Source organism: Streptomyces sp. NPDC006544, assembly GCF_040611715.1.
Classification (GTDB): domain Bacteria; phylum Actinomycetota; class Actinomycetes; order Streptomycetales; family Streptomycetaceae; genus Streptomyces.
Genome location: NZ_JBEXOV010000002.1, coordinates 119,055 through 139,212, shown reverse-complemented (window position 1 = coordinate 139,212; position 20,158 = coordinate 119,055). Strand labels below are relative to the sequence as shown.

The following is a 20,158-nucleotide window of genomic DNA, read 5'->3' as shown; positions in this document are numbered from 1 at the left end:
CTCGCTTACGCCTCCTTGAAGGGGAAGCCGAGGTGACGAAGGAGGGCGCGGCCCTCATCGTCGTTGGTCGCCGTGGTGACCACGGTGATGTCCATACCCCGGGTACGGTCGATCTTGTCCTGGTCGATCTCGTGGAACATGACCTGCTCCGTGAGACCGAAGGTGTAGTTGCCACGGCCGTCGAACTGCTTCGGCGACAGACCACGGAAGTCACGGATACGCGGCAGCGCGAGCGACAGCGTACGGTCCAGGAACTCCCACATGCGGTCACCGCGGAGGGTGACGTGGCAGCCGATCGGCTGACCCTCACGCAGCTTGAACTGCGCGATGGACTTGCGGGCCTTCGTGACGGCCGGCTTCTGACCGGTGATCGTCGTCAGGTCCTTGATGGCGCCGTCGATCAGCTTGGAGTCGCGGGCGGCGTCGCCCACACCCATGTTGACCACGATCTTCACGAGGCCGGGGATCTGCATGACGTTCTCGTAGGAGAACTCCTCACGCAGCTTGCCCGCGATGTCCTCGCGGTACTTCGTCTTGAGTCGCGGAGTGGTAGCCATCAGATGTCCTCACCCGTCCGCTTGGCAACGCGGATCTTGTTGCCCTCGTCGTCGAAGCGGAAACCGACGCGGGTAACGACCTTCTGGCCGTCCTTCTCCACAACCAGCTGAACGTTGCTGACGTGGATCGGCGCCTCGGTGATCACGATGCCACCGGTCTGCGAACCACCAGCGGTCTGACCGGCCTTGGTGTGCTTCTTGACCCGGTTGACACCCTCGACGAGGACACGGTTCTCAGTAGGGATGGCCATGATGACCTTGCCCTGCTTGCCCTTGTCCTTACCGGTGATGACCTGAACCAGGTCGCCCTTCTTGATCTTCATGCTTACAGCACCTCCGGCGCGAGCGAGATGATCTTCATGAACTTCTTCTCGCGCAGCTCACGGCCCACCGGGCCGAAGATACGGGTGCCGCGAGGGTCGCCGTCGTTCTTCAGAATGACGGCGGCGTTCTCGTCGAAGCGGATGTACGAGCCGTCCTGGCGGCGGCGTTCCTTCACGGTGCGAACGATGACCGCCTTGACGACGTCACCCTTCTTCACGTTGCCACCGGGGATCGCGTCCTTGACGGTGGCAACGATGACGTCACCGATGCCCGCGTAGCGGCGACCGGAGCCACCGAGAACACGGATGCAAAGGATCTCCTTGGCACCAGTGTTGTCGGCGACACGCAGTCGCGACTCCTGCTGGATCACGTCTATCTCCTGTTTGTCTGCCGGTTCCCGGCGGGGGCATCACTCCGAAGAGCTACCGCCCCCACCGAGCCTGGCGGAACGAACCTGAGGGGCCCCTGGGCTTGTGCCCAGGGCCTCAGATGCTTACTTGGCCTTCTCGAGGATCTCGACGATGCGCCAGCGCTTGCTCGCCGACAGCGGACGCGTCTCCATGATGAGGACGCGGTCGCCGACGCCGGCAGCGTTCTGCTCGTCGTGAGCCTTGAGCTTGTTCGTACGGCGGATGACCTTGCCGTACAGCGCGTGCTTCACGCGGTCCTCGACAGCGACGACGACGGTCTTGTCCATCTTGTCGCTGACGACGAGACCCTCACGGGTCTTGCGGAAGCCGCGGTCAGTCGTCTCAGTCACGTTCTTCTCGCTCATCAGGCGCTCTCCACCGTCTCGATACCGAGCTCACGCTCGTGCATCAGCGTGTAGATGCGAGCGATGTCCTTACGGACGGACCTGAGCCGGCCGTTGTTCTCCAGCTGGCCCGTGGCCGCCTGGAAACGGAGCTTGAACAGCTCCTCCTTGGCCTCGCGCAGCTTGCCAACGAGCTCCTCGTTGCCGAGCTCGCGCAGCTCGGACGCCTTGGTTCCCGTCGCCATCACGACTCACCTGCCTCGCGCCGAACAATCCGGCACTTCATCGGAAGCTTGTGAGCAGCGCGGGTGAGCGCCTCACGAGCAATCTTCTCGTTCGGGTAGGACAGCTCGAACATGACCCGGCCCGGGTGCACGTTCGCGATCCACCACTCGGGAGAACCCTTACCGGAACCCATGCGGGTCTCGGCAGGCTTCTTCGTCAGGGGACGGTCCGGGTAGATGTTGATCCAGACCTTGCCGCCACGCTTGATGTGGCGGGTCATCGCGATACGAGCCGCCTCGATCTGGCGGTTCGTCACGTAGGCCGGGGTGAGCGCCTGGATGCCGTACTCGCCGAACGAGACCTCAGTACCGCCCTTGGCCATACCACGGCGCTTCGGGTGGTGCTGCTTGCGGTGCTTGACCCTACGAGGGATCAGCATGTCGGTCAGGCCTCCGTTCCGGTGCTCTCAGCCGGAGCGGCGGCGGGAGCGTCGGCCTTGGGGGCCTCGGCACCAGCAGCCTGCTGCGGCTTGCGGCCACCACGGCCGCCGCGCTCGCCACCACGGCCACCACGGCCGGCGGGACGGTCGCCAGCGCCTGCGGCACCACGGGCCGGGCGGTTACCCGCACGGGCCGCAGCGTTCTCGGCGCGAACCTCGGCGATGTTCTTGACGTCGCCCTTGTAGATCCAGACCTTCACACCGATACGGCCGAAGGTGGTCTTGGCCTCGAAGAAGCCGTAGTCCACGTTCGCGCGGAGGGTGTGCAGCGGCACACGGCCTTCGCGGTAGAACTCGGAGCGGGACATCTCGGCGCCGCCGAGGCGACCGCCGCACTGGATCTTGATGCCCTTTGCGCCAGCCTTCATCGTGCCCTGCATGCTCTTACGCATGGCGCGACGGAAGGAGACGCGGGAGGAGAGCTGCTCGGCAACGGCCTGGGCAACCAGCTGAGCGTCGAGCTCGGGGTTCTTGACCTCGAGGATGTTCAGCTGGACCTGCTTGCCCGTGAGCTTCTCGAGGTCACCGCGGATGCGGTCGGCCTCGGCGCCACGGCGACCGATGACGATGCCCGGACGAGCGGTGTGGATGTCCACACGCACGCGGTCACGGGTGCGCTCGATCTCAACCTTCGAGATGCCGGCGCGCTCCATGCCGGACGTCATCATCCTGCGGATGGCGACGTCTTCCTTGACGTAGTCCTTGTACAGCTTGTCGGCGTACCAACGCGACTTGAAGTCGGTGGTGATGCCGAGCCGGAACCCGTGCGGGTTTACCTTCTGGCCCATTACCGGGAACCTTCCTTGCTGCTGACGACCACGGTGATGTGGCTGGTCCGCTTGCGGATCCGGTAGGCACGGCCCTGGGCACGCGGACGGAACCGCTTCAGGGTCGGGCCCTCGTCCACGTACGCCTCGCTGATGACCAGCGTGGTGGCGTCCGGGTGGTTGTAGTTGTGTGCGGCATTGGCAATGGCGCTGTCGAGCACCTTGCCAACCGGCACGCTCGCGGCCTGCGGGGCGAAACGCAGGACCGCCTGAGCCTCCGTGGCATCCATGCCACGGATAAGGTCCACCACTCGGCGGGCCTTCATGGGCGTGACGCGGATGTACCGCGCCTGGGCCCTGGCTTCCATGGTTGTCCCTTCGGTGTAAGTCATAGTCGTAACCACCCCGCCTTTAGCGGCGCTTCGACTTCCGGTCGTCCTTGACGTGGCCGCGGAAGGTGCGAGTCGGCGAGAACTCGCCGAGCTTGTGGCCGACCATCGACTCGGTGACGAACACCGGGACGTGGATCTTGCCGTTGTGCACCGCGATGGTGTGACCCAGCATGGCCGGGATGATCATCGAGCGACGGGACCAGGTCTTAATGACGGTCTTGGTACCGGCTTCGTTCTGTACGTCCACCTTCTTGATGAGGTGTCCGTCGACGAAGGGTCCCTTCTTGAGACTGCGCGGCATCTAAACCCGCTCCTAGCGCTTCTTGTTCGTCTTGCGGCGGCGGACGATGTACTTGCTCGAAGCCTTCTTCGGCGAGCGAGTACGACCCTCCTTCTGACCCCACGGGGAGACCGGGTGGCGACCACCACTGGTCTTACCCTCACCACCACCGTGCGGGTGGTCGACCGGGTTCATCGCGACACCGCGGACGGAGGGGCGAACGCCCTTCCAGCGCATACGGCCGGCCTTGCCCCAGTTGATGTTCGACTGCTCGGCGTTGCCGACCTCACCGACGGTGGCGCGGCAGCGGGCGTCGACGAGACGGATCTCGCCGGACGGCATACGAAGGTGGGCCATCGTGCCCTCCTTCGCCAGCAGCTGCACGGAGGCACCAGCGGAGCGGGCGAACTTCGCGCCACCACCGGGACGGAGCTCGATCGCGTGGATCGTGGTACCGACCGGGATGTTGCGGAGCGCCAGGTTGTTACCGGGCTTGATGTCGGCCGTGGGGCCGTTCTCAATCCGGTCACCCTGCTTCAGGTTCTTCGGCGCGATGATGTAGCGCTTCTCACCGTCGGCGTAGTGCAGGAGCGCGATGCGCGCAGTGCGGTTCGGGTCGTACTCGATGTGCGCGACCTTGGCCGGCACGCCGTCCTTGTCGTGACGACGGAAGTCGATCACGCGGTAGGCGCGCTTGTGTCCACCACCCTGGTGGCGAACAGTGATCCGGCCGGTGTTGTTACGGCCACCCTTGCTGTGCAGAGGGCGAACCAGCGACTTCTCCGGCGTGGACCGCGTGATCTCGACAAAGTCGGCGACGCTGGAGCCACGACGGCCCGGGGTCGTCGGCTTGTACTTGCGGATACCCATTTCTCAGTCCTCGTCCGATTCCGGACGACTAGACCTCCGTTAGGAGGCCTGGCCGCCGAAGATGTCGATTCGGTCGCCTTCAGCGAGGGTCACGATGGCGCGCTTGGTGTCAGCGCGCTTGCCGAAACCGGTCTTGGTGCGCTTGCGCTTACCCTGACGGTTGATCGTGTTGACCCCGGTGACCTTGACCGAGAAGACCGCTTCCACGGCCTGCTTGATCTGGGTCTTGTTCGAGCCGGGCGCGACGATGAACGTGTACTTGTTCTCGTCGAGCAGCGCGTAGCTCTTCTCCGAGACAACCGGCTTGATCAGCAGGTCGCGCGGGTCGGTGAAGGTCTTGCTGGTAACGGTCGCCTCAGACATCAGGCGTCGCTCCCTTCGGTCTCATCGGCCTTGGGGCCAGACACGAAGGACTCGAAAGCGGCCTGAGTGAAGACCACGTCGTCAGAGACGATCACGTCGTACGTGTTCAGCTGGCCCGGCTCCAGGATGTGCACCTGGGGCAGGTTGCGGGCGGACAGCCACGCGGCCTCGTCGGCGCGGTCGACGACCAGGAGCAGGTTCTTGCGCTCCGAGATCTTGCCGAACAGCGTCTTGGCGGCCTTCGTGGAGGCGGCACCCTCGACCACACCGGTGACGATGTGGATGCGGGAGTGACGCGCGCGGTCCGACAGGGCACCGCGCAGAGCGGCGGCCTTCATCTTCTTCGGGGTCCGCTGCGAGTAGTCACGCGGCTGCGGGCCGTGGACGACGCCACCGCCGACGAACTGCGGAGCGCGGGTCGAACCCTGGCGCGCGCGGCCGGTGCCCTTCTGGCGGTACGGCTTGCGGCCACCACCACGGACTTCGCCGCGACGCTTGGTCTTGTGCGTGCCCTGACGGGCAGCAGCCAGCTGAGCGACAACGACCTGGTGGATCAGCGGAATGCTGGTCTTCGCGTCGAAGATCTCCGAGGGGAGCTCGACGGTACCGGCCTTGTCGCCTGCCGGCGAAAGGATGTCAATGGTGCTCATTACCTCAAGCCCCCTTGGCCGCGGTACGGACCAGGACGAGGCCGCCGTTCGGACCGGGGACCGCACCCTTGATGAGGAGCAGACCCTTCTCCGCGTCAACCGCGTGGATGGTCAGGTTCTGGGTGGTGACGCGCTCGTTACCCATACGACCGGCCATGCGCATGCCCTTGAAGACACGCCCAGGGGTGGCGCAGCCACCGATCGAACCGGGGGAGCGGTGCTTGCGCTGCACGCCGTGGCCGGCGCCGAGGCCCTTGAAGTTGTGACGCTTCATGACACCGGCGAAGCCCTTGCCCTTGCTGTTGCCCGTGACGTCGACCTTGACGCCGGACTCGAACACAGCGGCGGTGATCTCCTGGCCGAGCGTGTACTCGCTGGCGTCAGAGGTCCGGAGCTCCACCAGGTGGCGGCGCGGGGTTACATCGGCCTTGGCGAAGTGACCCTTGAGGGGCTTGTTCACCTTGCGCGGGTCAATCTCGCCGAAGGCGATCTGGACCGACTCGTAGCCATCGATATCGTTCTTGCGGACCTGGGTAACGACGCAGGGCCCGGCCTTGACGACGGTCACCGGGACGACACGGTTGTTCTCGTCCCAGACCTGGGTCATGCCGAGCTTCTCGCCCAGGACGCCCTTGATCTGCTTTGCCATCTTCTCCGTGCCTCTCAGAGCTTGATCTCGATGTCAACGCCGGCCGGAAGGTCCAGGCGCATCAGCGAGTCAACGGTCTTGGGCGTCGGGTCGAGGATGTCGATCAGGCGCTTGTGCGTGCGCATCTCGAAGTGCTCGCGCGAGTCCTTGTACTTGTGCGGCGACTTGATGACGCAGTACACGTTCTTCTCAGTGGGCAGCGGCACCGGGCCCGCGACCGACGCACCAGTGCGCGTCACCGTCTCGACGATCTTCTTCGCCGACGAATCGATGACCTCGTGGTCGTAGGCCTTGAGCCGGATGCGGATCTTCTGTCCCGCCATGGCTACTCCGTAGTCCTGTCTGTTGTGGAAACGCTCTGGCTCTCGGTCGGCTGCGGATCTCTCCACTGCTTTCCTCCGACCCACGCGGTCGGGCGTGTCGCACTCCCTCTACAGAAAATTCCCATACGGAAATTCCCTCGTCCAAGGGGGTACGGTCCCAAGACCGCAGATCGGGGGCAAACACCCACCGAGTGCCTGGAAGGCACCGTGCTGACACTTCCCAGAAGATTCCCGTACGTCCGCCCCATTGCTGCCCCTGGAGGCAGGTAAGGCGACGAGTACTGTGGGACTCGCTTCCGGTCCTCCCGGCGGGAGGCGCGCAGCATCGGCACTCAGCCGAGCAACTTGAGTAGTCTGCCATACGAGACACGTGCCTGGCCAATCGGGCGGAAGACAATACCCCGCCACGCTGAGTGGTCAAACCGCGCCATGCGCCGACGGGGGTCTCCAGGACGATCTCCCGGAAACCCCCGCCGTTCTCCCCGCGGCCGCGGGCCGGATCAGATGCCGGGTGGGGCCTTGCGGCCGCAGACCGCGGGCCACTTGTCGGGGTGGATGCCGCCGCACCAGATCTTGCCGTCGTCGCCGTTCTGCTTCCAGAACCTGATGTTGATGTCGGCGCAGTTCTTGACCGGCGCGTAGCGCGGGCAGGTGCCGTCGGCCTTCTTGACGCTGTGCGCCCGGTAGGCGTCGATGCCCATCTGGTCGCTCTCGGGCGAGGGCATGTACCGGTTGATGGACCAGGACGCGCCCATCGTGCCGAACAGCGCCAGTGCGCAGATCATGCCGGCCGAGACCTGCTGGACCACGCGGCGCGGCAGGACCCGGGCGGACGGGCCCTCGCCGCTCGGCCGCAGGGAGCGCTCGGCCCAGCGGGAGCCCCGCTGCACCGTCGCCATCAGACCGAGCACGGCCAGGATCATCAGGCAGTACATGATGATCCAGGTGGTGCGCGGGAAGAGCATCACCGCCTTGTCGTGCGCCATGTGCGAGGCGAACCACATGCGGGCGAGCCACGCTCCGGCCAGCGTGGCCGCAGCGGTCCGGACCATCATGCTGCGCAGGCCGAGGCCCATGGCGAGGGCCACACCGAACAGCAGCAGCAGGGAGACGCCGGTCTGCCCCGCCATCTCGCCCGCCACCGGCCAGTTCTGGTAGCTCAGCCCGCCGGAGCGGTCGGAGGACCAGCCCAGCACGTAGGCCGGGTCCACGTAGACGGAGAGGTAGGCGTAGCGGTCCGGGGACTGGGAACCGAGCCGGGCCATCTGGTAGAGCAGCGGAGCGCCGACCACACCGGCCGTCACCAGCAGGGATCCGATGTACAGCGCAGCCCGCTTGCGGGCCGCCGCGCCCTTGCGCCAGGGGAAGACGAACAGGGCGAGCAGGCCCGCGCCGGGCGCGGCCCACACGTACCAGCCGGAGTACCAGAGGAAGAGCAGGCCGAAGATCAGGCCGAAGCCCGCGCCGCGCAGCAGCAGCGACCGGACGGAGCGCTCGCCGGCCCGGCTCATCTCGCGCAGGCAGTAGCCGAGCAGCGGGAGCAGGACGAGCATGACGACGTGGCTGTAGGGGCGGATCGGGTCCACGAAGAGGACGGACGCGGGAACGGCGATCAGCAGCGCCCAGAAGGGGCGCAGCAGCAGCCTCCAGGACAGGTAGGCCATGGGGCCGACCAGGGCGGTGAAGAAGATCTGCATGTCGTGCAGGGCGAAGCCGGCTCCGCCGAGGCCGCCGTAGCGGACCTTCGCCCAGAGCGCCATCAGCGCCGGGAAGCCGGGCGGGTAGATGCCCGACATGCCCTCGCCGTGCAGGAAGGAGTTGGCCATCTCCACGAGGACGCTCGGGTCGCCCTCCTGGCCGCCGAGCGGCGAGGGGGTGCCGCGCAGGGCGACGACGATGCCGCCGGCCACGATGCCGGTGGCCAGGCCGGCCAGGGCGGCGCAGACCAGGCGCTTCACCTGCTGGTGATGGCGCAGCGTGCTGCGGTACGCGGTGTAGAGGAGCAGCGCGAGCACCGGCAGGCCGATGACGGCCGCGTACTGCTGCATCTTGGCGAGGCCGCTGACCTGGCCGATGCGGTGGAGGGGGTTCACGCTGATGTGCTTGCACAGCAGCGTGTAGCCGAGTGCCATCACCACGCTGACCACGACCTCGGCGACGGGGAGCACCCACCGCCTCGACGTCCACGGGCGCCGGCTCGGTGACGTGGACGAGACCAGCTCGCCGTCCGCGGTTCCGGTGCCGGTCCGGCTGGGCGCCGTGCCGGATGTCCCGGCCGCCCCGGGGGCCAGTTCTGTCATCTCAGTCCACTTTCCTCCGCGGGGTGCCACCGCGGGTACGGCCCGGCGCTGCGTCCGGCCATGGTTTCCGGGTCGGGAGGGCCGGGGCGCACAGGCCCGGAACAGCCAAGGCGCGTCTTCGCACGGCCTTCACATCCCCCACCGCGGTCCACCGTACAAGGGGCCGCGCCCTTACCGGTCCGGCGGTCCCGGCCCAGATCGCACCGTGGAGGTACGGGCCGGTAGGGTCCCGGACATGATAGACATCGCCGCTTCGCCCGCACCAGGCACCGATATCCGGGCCTCGCACCGCGCGGGCGCCGGGCCCGCGCGCAAGGCAGCCGTCACCGCGGCCGAGGCGGCCACGTCTGTCATCGCCGCACTGCTGCTCACCGCGCTGGCCTGGCGGCTGCGGGTGGATCCGGTGGAGCGCATCGGTCAGGTGAGCGGTCTGGCGGCGATCCAGCTGCGCCTGCTGTTCCTGCTGGCCGCGACCGTGCTGCTGTACGCCTTCTTCGCCCGGATGTGGCCGGGCGCCGCCGTCCGGCTGGCCTCGGCCGCCGTGGCGGGCCTCGCCACCGGTGTGATCGCGGCGGGCAACGTGGTGGCCCTGAGCGGCACCGACTGGCCGATGTACGCGAACTGGGCCGACGCCGGGAACCTCCAGCAGTGGGCCTTCAACATCATCGACGGGGTGGCGCTCCCCAAGGAGTACCCGCCGGGCTTCCCGCACCTGCTCGCGAGCACCGCGCAGCTCTTCTTCGACGGCGACGTGCCGAAGGCCATGAAGTGGCTGATGATCGGCTTCGCCGCGATCGCCGGGCCCGCCGCCTACCTGGCCTGGCGGCTGCTGCTGCCGCCGTTGTGGGCGCTGGGCGTCGGGGTTACCTCGACGCTGCCGCTGATGGACCTGTACAAGCCGTACTCGGCGCTCGTCCTGATCGTCGTGATCCCGGTCTTCGCCAAGCTGGTCGACGTGGTGCAGCGCTCGGCCGAGCTGGGACGCAAGCGCGCGACGGCGGCGGGCGCCGGGCTCGGGGTGCTGCTCGCCGCGATGTTCCTGCTGTACTCGGGCTGGTTCCTCTGGTCCGCGGTCGGCGTGGTCGTGCTGTTCGCCCTCGTGCTGGTGCGGCTCGCCCGCGCGGGCGGAAAGCGCGCCCTGGCGGACGGGCTGCTGGCGCTGGGCGCCTCCGCCGCCGCCTTCCTCCTCCTGGCCGGCAGCTACCTGGTGAACCTGCTCGCCACGGGCGGCTCCACCAAGGACGGGTACTTCTACTTCGACACCTTCAGCGACCCCGCCTACTTCGCGATGTGGGGCGGCGCCTTCCCGGGCCGTCAGCGCGTGGCGGGCTGGCCGCCGCTGGGTGAGCTCGGCGGCGTCCAGCTGTTCAGCGTCGTCCTGGTGATCGGGCTCGGTGTGGCCCTCACCCTCGGTCTGCGGCGCCCGGCCGTGCTGACCCTGGCCGCCTGCACGGGAAGCGCCTTCCTGCTGCGCTACTGGTACGCCTCGCACATGGAGCGGGACGGTGCCGTGCAGCTGTACCCGCGCACCAGCCTGCAGATCACCTACTGCCTGATCGCGCTCACGGGTCTGGCGGTGTACCTCACCGTGCAGCGGGTCAGGGCGTGGTCCCGTGCCCACGGGGGCGCCGCGACCGCCGGGGAGCCGCGCAGGACGGCGGGCGCCGCGGGCACGCCCCGGGCCATGGTCATCGGTGCGCTGTGCGCGTCGGGGCTGCTCTTCGGGATGGCCGGGTCCGCCACCGCCAACGCCTACATGCCGGCGAGCCCCGGTGAGAACTCCAACGGGCAGCTGACGTGGACCGCGCACAACGTGCGGCTGCCGAACGGGGAGTGCCCGAAGTTCGCCGAGCACGGCAAGTGCGCTCCGTACAACCCGCCGCAACGCGTCGGGAAGCACTGAGTCGGGGTGCCGGGCGGAGCGTCCGCGGGGGCGTTGGGGAACGGAAGGGAAACGTCCGCGGGCACCTGCCCGTGAATTCGTTCACAATCCCTGCGCCACTGCCGGACGGAGGCCGTAATTCCGCTGCTCCGGGGGCTCTGGCGGCCTGATCGCCGTCACACCAGCAGGGCGTGGGCCGGTAAGGTCACAGGCCATGATAGACATCGCCCTCAAACCAACACCGGGCGCGGAGCGCCGGGCTGATCGGCCGAAGCCGTACCGCCGGATTTCACGCTCTCTGGTACTCATCGGCGCCGAGGTGGGCACTTCCCTCTTCTTCGCAGGGCTGCTCACCTACCTGGGCAGGCGCCTGCGGGTCAACCCGATGGAACGGATCGGTCAGGTCAGCGGCCTGGCGGCGATCCAGCTCCGGCTGTTGGTGCTGCTGGGGGCGACCGTACTCCTCTATCTCTTCCTCGCCAGGATGGTGCCCGCCGTCGCCGTGCGGGTCGGCGCGGCCGCCGTGGCCGGTCTGGCCACCGGTGTGACGGCAGCCGGCCACGTGGTGGCGCTGCGCGGCGCCGACTGGCCGCTGAACGGCCTCGGCGGTGACATCGGCTACCTCCAGCAGTGGGGGCTCAACATCATCGACGGGGTGCCGCTGCCGTCGATGTACCCGCCCGGCTTCCCGTACCTGCTCGCCGGCGCCTTCGAGGTGTTCGGCGGTGACATGGGCAAGGCCACGAAGTGGATGATGATCGGCTTCGTCGCCGTCTCCGGGCCCGTCGCCTACCTGGTGTGGCGCATGCTGCTGCCCCCGCTGTGGGCGCTCGGCGTCGGGGTCACCGCCATGCTGCCGCTGGTGGACCTCTACAAGCCGTACTCGGCGCTCGTGCTCGTCGTCGTGATCCCGGTCCTCGCCAAGCTGCTCGACGTGGTGCAGCGCTCCAGTCTGCTGGGGCGCAAGCGGTCGATGCTGATGGGCGGCGGTCTCGGAGCCATCCTCGCCCTGATATTCCTGCTGTACTCGGGCTGGTTCGTCTGGTCCGCGGTCGGTGTGGCCGTGCTGTTCACGATCGTCCTGGCGCTGAAGTACCGCGAGGGCGGCAAGCGGACGCTGGTCGACGCCGTGCTCCCGCTGGGCGCGTCCCTGGTCGTGTTCCTCGCGCTGGCCGGCAAGTACATGGTGAGCCTGCTGCGTTCGCGGGGCACCAAGGACACGTTCTTCTACTTCGACACCTCCACCGACCCCGCGTACTTCGCGATGTGGGGCAACAACGCCCCCGGCGCGCAGCGCACGATCGGCCTGCCGCCGCTCGGCGAGCTCGGCGGTGTCCAGTTGTTCAGCGTCGTGCTGGTGATCGGCCTGGCCACGGCCCTCGGTCTGGCCCTGCGCAAGCCCGCGGTGATCACCCTCGCCGCGTGCGCGGCCAGCGCGTTCCTGCTGCGCTACTGGTACGCCTCGCACATGGAGCAGGACGGGGTGGTGCAGCTGTACCCGCGCACCAGCCACCAGATCACGTACTGCCTGATCGCCCTCACGGGTCTGGCCGCGTACTACGCCTCCCAGCGCGTCCGGGACTGGATGCGGGCGAACGAGACGCGGCTGCCGAACCGGCTCGCCAAGCGGTCCCCCGCGGGTGTCATCGGCGCGCTGTGCGCGATGACGCTGCTCTTCGGGATGGCGGGCTCCGCCACCGCGAACCAGTACATGCCCGGGTCCCCGGACGACAACGCCCTCTCCCAGCTCGCCTGGAACTCGCACAACCTGCGGCAGGGGAACGGCAAGTGCCCGATGTTCGCGATCGACCACGAGTGCGGAAGCTACTTCCTGGAGCGTGCCAAGAAGTAGTGCACGGGCGATGAGAAACGGCCTGCGGCCGGTCCTTGGACCGGCCGCAGGCCGTTTCTCATGGCGCGTCACGCAGCGCCGGTGCTAGCGGGGGACGCCCGGGGTGAAGGCGTGCCGGGCCAGGTTGCGCACGCCCTCGCGCCGGCCGTGGCGCAGGGCGCCCGGCAGCATCGAGAGCGCGTGGAAGCGGGAGCCGCTGTGGAAGCGGGCGGCGCGGGCGGCCCTGGACCAGCCGCGGGCGTCCATCCGGCCGGCGACCGCGTCGAAGTAGCGCGCGGCCTCGGTGAAGCGGGTGCCGGTGAAGGCCTGGACCGAGGACTCGCTGACGGCGTGGCGGCGGTACTGGAAGACGGTGGCCGAGTCGTCGATCACCATCCCCTCGCCGAGTTCGAGGAGGTCGACCACGAGCGCGAGGTCCTGGATCACCGAGTACTCGGCCTGGAAGCTCACCTGGCGCAGGGCCTCGCCCCGCCAGGCGATGGACGGGAAGTACAGCCAGTTCCCGCGCAGGACGCTGACGGCGAGTTCCTCCCCCGCCATCGTGCGCCGGCCCCGGACCCGAGGGGCGTAGACCATGCGCTTGACCTTGTCCACGAGTCCGGCGGTGACCCGGCCTTCGGAGTCGATGATCTCTACCCCGGGCTGGATCATGCCGATGCCCGGATGGGCCTGCGCGAGCTCCCGTACGGTCCTCACGTAGTGCCGGTGGAGCACGTCGTCGCAGCCCATGATGACGACGTAGTCGGCCCGCGAGAGGCGCACGCACTTCCTGAAGTTCTCGGTGATGCCGAGGTTCCGCTCGTTGCGGGCGTAGGTGACCCGCTCGTCGCCGAGCGCCGCGAACCAGCCGGGGACCTCCGGCTCCTGGCCGTCGTCGACGACGACGAGCCGGAAGTCCGGATCCGTCTGGGCCAGGACGCTGCGGACGGCGCCCTGCATCAACCGGACGTCCCCGTAGTAGGGGATCAGGAAGTCTAAGGTCACCATCGCGGTCCCCCGGTTCCTCAGGCCTTGACGGAGTCCGACGCGACCTCGGCCGTCACGGCCGCCTCGGGCTCCGCGGAGGGTGCGGACCCGGTCGGAACGATCGGGGAGACCGCGTCCTGGCCGAGGCGCTCCCCGTTGTGGCGCACGCCCTCGCTGAGGGCCACCGTCCGGGCCAGGTCGGTGATCTTCTTCTCCAGCGAGCGGAAGCGCAGGAAGGTGTTGAGGGTGAGGAAGCCCATGGCCAGGACCATCACGTACAGCACCAGGTCGGTGCCCCGGCCGACGCCGAGCGCGTGCGCCAGCCACGTGACGTCCGTCGGACGCAGCACGGCGTAGACGTTGACGACGACGAAGACGGAGAAGGCGATGCGCTTCCAGGCCCGGGTCTTCGCCTGGTCCCAGTTGCGTATGAACATCAGGGCCAACGAGACGGAGCCCAGGATGAGCACCAGCTGGATCCAGAAGTACTTCATCGGCGGCCACGCTCCCGCAGGGTGATGTCGAAGAGGATGTTGACGCCGTTGATCAGGGACTGACCCTTGGCGCGCGAGTAGTCGGTGTAGAGGATGTTCACGGGGACCTCGACGACGCGCAGTCCGGAGCCGGCCAGGTAGCCGACGATCTCGGAGGCGTGGGCCATGCCGTTGTGGGTTATCTGCACCTGCTCGGCCGCCTTGCGGCCCAGTACGCGCAGGCCGTTGTGCGAGTCGGTGAGGTTGAGCTTGCGGGCGGTCGGGCTGACGGCCGCGGCCGTGCGCAGCACGACCCGCTTGATCCACGGCACTTGGCCGTTCTGCTCGATGAAGCGCGAGCCGAGCACCACGTCGGCCTCGCCCCCGCGCAGTACCGCGACCATCTTCTCGACGTCGTCGGTCTGGTGCTGGCCGTCCGCGTCGAAGGTGGCGAAGTAGCGGGCGCCCGGCTGGGAGAGCGCGTACTTCAGACCGGTCTGGAGGGCGGCGCCCTGGCCGAGGTTGACCGGGTGCTGCACCAGGTGGGCCCCGGTGGTCGCGATGTGCCGGGCGGAGTCGTCCGAGCTGCCGTCGTCGACGACGACTATGTTCGGAAAGGTCTTGCGCGCTCCCTCGACGACGTCGGCGATCACCTGCCCCTCGTTATAGGCCGGGATGACCAGCCAGACATCGTCGTATTGGGACACGCTAACTCCAGCAGGATGTGGCACAGACAAGTGCGCGGGGATCGGTGGGACTTCGGGGGCGGACACGGTCATTTCCCGCCCGCGTCGGCGCCCGTCGGGCTCGCGACGCCTGTCTTTCCGGGGCCTTGGACGGCTTCCGGAGCCGTAGAGGAGAAACCGGGCCTCAGTGCGATCAGCATAGCGAGCACTGCGGCGGTGGAGCCGGGAGGATGGGCCGGGATCACAGGGTGAGCCGCCTCACCCGGGGCGAGGGCGACGATGGGCAGGGCGAGGGTTCCGACAGCTGAGACAGCTCCGAGGGTCCGGCGCGGCCGGCTCGGCGGGGAGCTCATCCGACGTCCCCTTCGCGGTCCGCGCCGTGGCGCACCGCGAAGGCCGGGAGGGCCAGGGCTTCGGCCAGCTGCTCGCGCCAGTCCGCGAGCGGGGCCAGGCCGACCTCGGTCCAGCGGCCGTGGGCGAGGACACTGAAGGCGGGACGGACGGCGGGGCGGACGAACGTGGCGGAGTCAGTCGGCCGGATCCGCTCGGGGTCCAGGCCGCTGAGCCGGTAGGTCTCGCGGGCGAGTCCGAACCAGGTGGTCCGGCCGCTCGCGGTGCCGTGGTAGACCCCGCCGGGTGCTCGGCCGTCGAGAGCCGCTCGGCCGAGCTCGGCTAATCGCCGGGCGAGCGCGTAGGACCAGGTGGGCTGGCCGTGCTGGTCGTCGACCACGTCGACGGTGTCCCGCTGGGTGGCCAGCTTGAGCATGGTGGAGACGAAGTTCGGGCCGTGCTCGCCGTACATCCAGGCGGTGCGGACGATGTAGCCGTCGCGCGGCAGCAGTTCGGCCACGGCCCGCTCGCCGACCAGCTTGGAGCGGCCGTAGGCGTTGACGGGGCCGGTCGGGGCGGACTCCGGGTACGGCTGCGAGGCGTCGCCCGGCAGCACGTAGTCGCTGGAGACGTGCAGCAGCCGGGCCCCGGCCCCGGCGCAGGCCGCGGCGAGGGTCCGTACACCGGTGCCGTTGACAGCGGTGGCGGCCTCCTCGGCCGTCTCCGCGCCGTCCACGTCGGTCCAGCCGGCGCAGTTCACGACCACGGCCGCACCGTCCACGGCCGCCTGGACGGCGGCCGGATCGGTGATGTCGAGGTCGCTGCGGCTCAGGCCCGCGGACTCGATCCCGGCGCCTTCGAGCACGGCCAGGACGTCCTGGCCGAGCATGCCGGCGGCGCCGGTGACGAGCCAGCGCGCGCCGGCTGGATTCGCGGTCACTTCTGCAGCGCTGCCTTGGCCTTCAGCGGCTCCCACCAGGCGCGGTTCGCGCGGTACCACTCGATGGTCGACGCGATGCCGTCCTCGAAGGTGACCTGCGGGGCGTAGCCCAGCTCGGAGCCGATCTTGCTGATGTCGATGGAGTAGCGCAGGTCGTGGCCCTTGCGGTCCTCGACGCGCTCGACCATGTCCCAGCCGAGGCCCGCGGCCTCGAGCAGGACGCCGGTGAGCTCCTTGTTGGTGAGCTCCACGCCGCCGCCGATGTTGTAGACCTCGCCGCCGCGGCCCTTGCGCATCGCCAGGTCGATGCCGCGGCAGTGGTCGGAGACGTGCAGCCAGTCGCGGACGTTGCCGCCGTGGCCGTACAGCGGGACCTTCTTGCCGTCCATCAGGTTCGAGACGAACAGCGGGATGACCTTCTCCGGGAACTGGTAGTGCCCGTAGTTGTTGGAGCAGCGCGTGACGACGACGTCCATGCCGTGCGTCCGGGCGTAGGCCAGCGCGAGCAGGTCGGAGGAGGCCTTCGAGGCGGAGTACGGGGAGTTGGGCACCAGCGGCCACTCCTCGGTCCAGGAACCCTCGGAGATCGAGCCGTACACCTCGTCGGTGGAGATGTGGACGAAGCGGCCGACGCCGTGCTTGCGGGCGGCGTCCAGGAGGACCTGGGTGCCCACGACGTTGGTCATCACGAAGGGGCCGGCGCCGGCGATCGAGCGGTCCACGTGGGACTCCGCGGCGAAGTGCACGACGACGTCGTGGCCGGGCATCACCTGGTCGACGGCCTCGGCGTCGCAGATGTCACCCTTGACGAAGGCGTAGCCGGGGTGGTCCGCGACGGGAGCGAGGTTGGCCTCGACACCTGAGTACGTCAGCTTGTCGAAGACGGTGATCTGGGCCGAGGGGTCCGAACCGAGCTGCTGGCGGACGAATTCTGAACCGATGAAGCCGGCGCCGCCGGTCACGAGGATGCGCATAATACAAACAGTCTAGCCGCTCGCCTACTCCGCCACGGGGCCCCGGCCATTCCGTTATGGGCCCAGACCTCGCGCCCCCGTTGCTCTCGCATAGGGTTGGGCCATGCGTGGAATTCTCTTGGCCGGCGGCACCGGATCCCGACTCTGGCCTCTGACGCGGGCAGTCTCGAAGCAGCTGCTGCCCGTCTTCGACAAGCCGATGATCTACTACCCGCTCTCGACGCTGGTGATGGCCGGGATCAGCGAGATCCTCGTCATCACCACTCCGGACGACCGCGACCAGTTCGAGCGACTGCTCGGCGACGGCTCGCAGTTCGGCATCCGTCTGGAGTACGCCGTCCAGGAACGCCCCGAGGGCATCGCCCAGGCCTTCGTGCTCGGCGCCGACTTCATCGGTGACGACTCGGTCGCCCTGATCCTCGGCGACAACATCTTCCACGGCAGTGGCCTCGGCACCCGGCTCGCCGAGCACACCGACTCCAAGGGCGGCCGGGTCTTCGCGTACCCGGTGGCGGACCCGACGGCGTACGGCGTGGTCGAGTTCGACGCCAACGGCCAGGCCATCTCCATCGAGGAGAAGCCGGTCAAGCCCAAGTCGCGCTACGCCGTGCCGGGCCTCTACTTCTACGACAACCGCGTCGTGGAGATAGCCCGCGGCCTGAAGCCGAGCGCCCGCGGCGAGCTGGAGATCACCGCCGTCAACGACGCCTACCTCCAGGCCGGTGAGCTGAATGTCACCATCCTCGACCGCGGTACCGCCTGGCTGGACACCGGCACCTTCGTCTCGATGGTGCAGGCCTCGGAGTTCGTGCGCGTGATCGAGGAGCGTCAGGGCTTCAAGATCGGCTGCATCGAGGAGGCCGCCTGGCGGGCCGGGCTCATCGACTCCGCGCAGCTGCGCGCACTGGCCGAGCCCCTCCTCAAGAGCGGCTACGGGGACTACCTGGTCGGTCTGCTCGAAGAGGAGGCCTCCCGGTGAAGTTCCGCGAACTCTCCCTCGGGGGCGTCTTCGAGATCACCCCTCAGCAGCACGGCGACCCGCGCGGCATGTTCATGGAGTGGTACCGCTTCGACCGCCTCGCCGAGGTCGTGGGTCACCCGCTGAACCTGGCGCAGGCGAACCTCTCCGTCTCCCAGCGCGGTGTGGTGCGCGGCATCCACTTCGCCGACGTCCCGCGCGGCCAGGCCAAGTACGTCACCTGCGTGCGCGGCGCCGTGCTCGACGTCATCGTGGACCTGCGGGTCGGCTCCCCGACCTTCGGCCGCTGGGAGGGCGTCCGGCTGGACGACGTGGACCGCCGTGCGGTCTACATCCCCGAGGGCATGGGCCACGGCTTCTGCGCGCTGACCGACGACGCCACGCTGTCCTACCTCTGCTCGGAGACGTACAACCCGACGGGCGAGCACTCGGTGCACCCGCTGGACCCGGACCTGGGCATCGACTGGCCGGCGGACGTCCCGCTGCTGTCCGCCCGCGACGAGGCCGCGCCGTCGCTGGCCGACGCCCTCGCGACGGGCCTGCTGCCCGACCACGCGGCCTGCGTCGAGTTCACCGAGTCCCTGCGCGCGAACTGACCGCCGCGCCGCGCACGGCACGGCGCGGTACGGAGCGCGAAGAGGGCCGCACCCACCTGGGTGCGGCCCTCTTCGCGTGCCCGCGGACGGAGCGGGTCGCGTACGGAACCGGTCGCATACGAGCCCGGTCGCGTACGGGCCGGTCGCCTGCGCACGACGAAGGGCCCCTCCCCCGTCGCGCGAACGACGGGGTCGGGGCCCTCCTGTCAAACGTGGTGCCCGCTCGCGCGAGCTACCAGGTCAGAACACGAATTACTTCGTGATCTTGGTGACCTGGCCGGCGCCCACGGTACGACCACCCTCACGGATGGCGAACTTGAGGCCTTCCTCCATGGCGACCGGCTGGATCAGCGCGACCGTCATCTCGGTGTTGTCGCCCGGCATGACCATCTCCGTGCCGGCCGGCAGGGTGACGACACCCGTGACGTCCGTGGTACGGAAGTAGAACTGCGGACGGTAGTTGTTGAAGAAGGGGGTGTGACGGCCACCCTCGTCCTTCGACAGGATGTAGGCCTGGGCCTCGAACTCGGTGTGCGGGGTGACCGAACCGGGCTTGATGATGACCTGGCCGCGCTCGACGTCCTCGCGCTTGATGCCACGGAGGAGCAGACCGACGTTCTCGCCCGCCTGGCCCTCGTCGAGGAGCTTGCGGAACATCTCGATACCGGTGACCGTGGTGGTGGTCTTGGTCTCCTTGATACCGATGATGTCGACGGTCTCGTTGACCTTCAGGACACCACGCTCGATACGGCCGGTGACGACGGTACCGCGACCGGTGATCGTGAAGACGTCCTCGACGGGCATGAGGAACGGCAGCTCGGTGTCACGCGGCGGGGTCGGGATGGCCTCGTCGACGGCGGACATGAGGCCGAGAAGCTTCTCGCCCCACTCCTTGTCGCCCTCGAGCGCCTTCAGCGCGGAGACGCGGACGACCGGAAGGTCGTCGCCCGGGAACTCGTAGTCGGAGAGGAGCTCGCGCACCTCGAGCTCGACGAGCTCCAGGATCTCCTCGTCGTCCACCATGTCGGCCTTGTTCAGGGCGACGACGATGTAGGGGACGCCGACCTGGCGGGCCAGGAGCACGTGCTCCTTGGTCTGCGGCATCGGGCCGTCGGTGGCGGCGACCACGAGGATCGCGCCGTCCATCTGCGCGGCACCGGTGATCATGTTCTTGATGTAGTCCGCGTGACCCGGGCAGTCGACGTGGGCGTAGTGACGCGCCTCGGTCTGGTACTCGACGTGCGCGATGGAGATGGTGATACCGCGCTGGCGCTCTTCGGGAGCCTTGTCGATCTGGTCGAAGGCCGAGGCCTCGTTCAGGTCCGGGTACGCGTCGTGCAGCACCTTGGTAATGGCGGCCGTGAGGGTCGTCTTACCGTGGTCAATGTGACCGATGGTGCCGATGTTGACGTGCGGCTTAGTCCGCTCGAACTTCGCCTTCGCCACGGGGTCCTCCTGGAGAGTGGTTCTGTACGCCTTGCTCATCGGCGCCAGGTGATCTTTGCTGGATAGCCGGTACCCCCGGGG

25 protein-coding genes are annotated in these 20,158 nt (G+C 68.4%); 4 read left to right on the top strand and 21 right to left on the bottom strand.

Annotated elements, in window-relative coordinates; translation table 11 throughout:
- Positions 1 to 5 precede the first annotated feature (5 nt).
- The 15 genes from rplE to ABZY44_RS01610 all read right to left on the bottom strand — a co-directional run bounded on the left by rplE (position 6) and on the right by ABZY44_RS01610 (position 8,953).
- Positions 6 to 557 (bottom strand): 50S ribosomal protein L5, encoded by a 552-nt coding sequence (gene rplE / locus ABZY44_RS01680; RefSeq protein WP_030388859.1) that lies wholly within the window; start codon positions 555 to 557, stop codon positions 6 to 8.
- Entirely contained in the window at positions 557 to 880 is a 324-nt protein-coding gene (gene rplX / locus ABZY44_RS01675) for a 50S ribosomal protein L24 (RefSeq protein WP_356649542.1), read from the bottom strand. Before rplX ends, rplE begins: the two co-directional genes overlap by 1 nt.
- 2 nt (positions 881 to 882) lie before the next feature.
- Entirely contained in the window at positions 883 to 1,251 is a 369-nt protein-coding gene (gene rplN / locus ABZY44_RS01670; protein ID WP_003956455.1) for a 50S ribosomal protein L14, read from the bottom strand.
- A 123-nt stretch (positions 1,252 to 1,374) separates the two neighbouring features.
- Entirely contained in the window at positions 1,375 to 1,656 is a 282-nt protein-coding gene (rpsQ, locus tag ABZY44_RS01665; RefSeq protein ID WP_243333368.1) for a 30S ribosomal protein S17, read from the bottom strand.
- Positions 1,656 to 1,880 (bottom strand): 50S ribosomal protein L29, encoded by a 225-nt coding sequence (gene rpmC / locus ABZY44_RS01660; RefSeq protein ID WP_073912892.1) that lies wholly within the window; start codon positions 1,878 to 1,880, stop codon positions 1,656 to 1,658. The genes rpsQ and rpmC overlap by 1 nt, the downstream gene beginning before the upstream one ends.
- A complete protein-coding gene (gene rplP, locus ABZY44_RS01655; RefSeq protein WP_030026326.1) occupies positions 1,880 to 2,299 on the bottom strand; it encodes a 50S ribosomal protein L16 in 420 nt (139 codons plus the stop codon). Before rplP ends, rpmC begins: the two co-directional genes overlap by 1 nt.
- 5 nt (positions 2,300 to 2,304) lie before the next feature.
- Positions 2,305 to 3,147: a 30S ribosomal protein S3 gene (gene rpsC / locus ABZY44_RS01650; protein ID WP_266626437.1), complete on the bottom strand. Its 843-nt coding sequence runs from the start codon at positions 3,145 to 3,147 to the stop codon at positions 2,305 to 2,307.
- Positions 3,147 to 3,494 carry a 50S ribosomal protein L22 gene (gene rplV / locus ABZY44_RS01645; RefSeq protein ID WP_214946990.1) on the bottom strand — a complete coding sequence of 116 codons (348 nt, stop codon included), beginning with the start codon at positions 3,492 to 3,494 and terminating at the stop codon, positions 3,147 to 3,149. The genes rpsC and rplV overlap by 1 nt, the downstream gene beginning before the upstream one ends.
- Positions 3,495 to 3,537: 43 nt before the next feature.
- Entirely contained in the window at positions 3,538 to 3,819 is a 282-nt protein-coding gene (gene rpsS / locus ABZY44_RS01640) for a 30S ribosomal protein S19 (RefSeq protein WP_112447747.1), read from the bottom strand.
- 12 nt (positions 3,820 to 3,831) lie between these two features.
- A complete protein-coding gene (gene rplB, locus ABZY44_RS01635; RefSeq protein WP_112447748.1) occupies positions 3,832 to 4,668 on the bottom strand; it encodes a 50S ribosomal protein L2 in 837 nt (278 codons plus the stop codon).
- Between the two features lie 39 nt (positions 4,669 to 4,707).
- The gene (rplW, locus tag ABZY44_RS01630) at positions 4,708 to 5,031 is read right to left on the bottom strand and encodes a 50S ribosomal protein L23 (protein ID WP_356649541.1); all 324 of its coding nucleotides are present in this window, start codon (positions 5,029 to 5,031) and stop codon (positions 4,708 to 4,710) included.
- A complete protein-coding gene (gene rplD, locus ABZY44_RS01625; protein ID WP_356649540.1) occupies positions 5,031 to 5,681 on the bottom strand; it encodes a 50S ribosomal protein L4 in 651 nt (216 codons plus the stop codon). The genes rplW and rplD overlap by 1 nt, the downstream gene beginning before the upstream one ends.
- Positions 5,682 to 5,685: 4 nt before the next feature.
- Positions 5,686 to 6,330, bottom strand: coding sequence for a 50S ribosomal protein L3 (rplC, locus tag ABZY44_RS01620; RefSeq protein WP_215015311.1), 645 nt, complete (start codon positions 6,328 to 6,330; stop codon positions 5,686 to 5,688).
- A 14-nt stretch (positions 6,331 to 6,344) separates the two neighbouring features.
- Complete coding sequence (gene rpsJ, locus ABZY44_RS01615) at positions 6,345 to 6,653, bottom strand: 30S ribosomal protein S10 (RefSeq protein ID WP_003948644.1); 309 nt, start codon at positions 6,651 to 6,653, stop codon at positions 6,345 to 6,347.
- Positions 6,654 to 7,153: 500 nt separating this feature from the next.
- Complete coding sequence (locus ABZY44_RS01610) at positions 7,154 to 8,953, bottom strand: hypothetical protein (RefSeq protein ID WP_356649539.1); 1,800 nt, start codon at positions 8,951 to 8,953, stop codon at positions 7,154 to 7,156.
- 235 nt (positions 8,954 to 9,188) lie between these two features.
- On the opposite strand from ABZY44_RS01610, the gene ABZY44_RS01605 reads away from it, so the two are divergent.
- Both ABZY44_RS01605 and ABZY44_RS01600 read left to right on the top strand, forming a co-directional pair.
- Positions 9,189 to 10,856 (top strand): hypothetical protein, encoded by a 1,668-nt coding sequence (locus ABZY44_RS01605; RefSeq protein ID WP_356649538.1) that lies wholly within the window; start codon positions 9,189 to 9,191, stop codon positions 10,854 to 10,856.
- A 193-nt stretch (positions 10,857 to 11,049) separates the two neighbouring features.
- Positions 11,050 to 12,687 carry a hypothetical protein gene (locus tag ABZY44_RS01600; RefSeq protein ID WP_356649537.1) on the top strand — a complete coding sequence of 546 codons (1,638 nt, stop codon included), beginning with the start codon at positions 11,050 to 11,052 and terminating at the stop codon, positions 12,685 to 12,687.
- 84 nt (positions 12,688 to 12,771) lie between these two features.
- On the opposite strand, the gene ABZY44_RS01595 is transcribed toward ABZY44_RS01600, so the two are convergent.
- The 5 genes from ABZY44_RS01595 to rfbB all read right to left on the bottom strand — a co-directional run bounded on the left by ABZY44_RS01595 (position 12,772) and on the right by rfbB (position 17,056).
- Positions 12,772 to 13,674, bottom strand: a complete 903-nt coding sequence (locus ABZY44_RS01595; RefSeq protein ID WP_356649536.1) for a glycosyltransferase family A protein — start codon at positions 13,672 to 13,674, stop codon at positions 12,772 to 12,774.
- A gap of 17 nt (positions 13,675 to 13,691) precedes the next feature.
- Positions 13,692 to 14,147: a DUF2304 domain-containing protein gene (locus ABZY44_RS01590; RefSeq protein ID WP_356649535.1), complete on the bottom strand. Its 456-nt coding sequence runs from the start codon at positions 14,145 to 14,147 to the stop codon at positions 13,692 to 13,694.
- Positions 14,144 to 14,833, bottom strand: a complete 690-nt coding sequence (locus ABZY44_RS01585; RefSeq protein ID WP_356649534.1) for a glycosyltransferase family 2 protein — start codon at positions 14,831 to 14,833, stop codon at positions 14,144 to 14,146. Before ABZY44_RS01585 ends, ABZY44_RS01590 begins: the two co-directional genes overlap by 4 nt.
- 328 nt (positions 14,834 to 15,161) lie before the next feature.
- Entirely contained in the window at positions 15,162 to 16,082 is a 921-nt protein-coding gene (gene rfbD, locus ABZY44_RS01580; protein ID WP_356649533.1) for a dTDP-4-dehydrorhamnose reductase, read from the bottom strand.
- Positions 16,079 to 17,056 (bottom strand): dTDP-glucose 4,6-dehydratase, encoded by a 978-nt coding sequence (gene rfbB, locus ABZY44_RS01575; RefSeq protein ID WP_356649532.1) that lies wholly within the window; start codon positions 17,054 to 17,056, stop codon positions 16,079 to 16,081. Before rfbB ends, rfbD begins: the two co-directional genes overlap by 4 nt.
- A 103-nt stretch (positions 17,057 to 17,159) precedes the next feature.
- Here rfbB and rfbA point away from each other — a divergent pair, with 103 nt between their 5' ends.
- The gene (rfbA, locus tag ABZY44_RS01570; protein ID WP_356649531.1) at positions 17,160 to 18,035 is read left to right on the top strand and encodes a glucose-1-phosphate thymidylyltransferase RfbA; all 876 of its coding nucleotides are present in this window, start codon (positions 17,160 to 17,162) and stop codon (positions 18,033 to 18,035) included.
- The gene (rfbC, locus tag ABZY44_RS01565; RefSeq protein ID WP_356649530.1) at positions 18,032 to 18,631 is read left to right on the top strand and encodes a dTDP-4-dehydrorhamnose 3,5-epimerase; all 600 of its coding nucleotides are present in this window, start codon (positions 18,032 to 18,034) and stop codon (positions 18,629 to 18,631) included. The genes rfbA and rfbC overlap by 4 nt, the downstream gene beginning before the upstream one ends.
- 252 nt (positions 18,632 to 18,883) lie before the next feature.
- On the opposite strand, the gene tuf is transcribed toward rfbC, so the two are convergent.
- Positions 18,884 to 20,077, bottom strand: a complete 1,194-nt coding sequence (gene tuf / locus ABZY44_RS01560; RefSeq protein ID WP_356649529.1) for an elongation factor Tu — start codon at positions 20,075 to 20,077, stop codon at positions 18,884 to 18,886.
- Positions 20,078 to 20,158 lie beyond the last annotated feature (81 nt).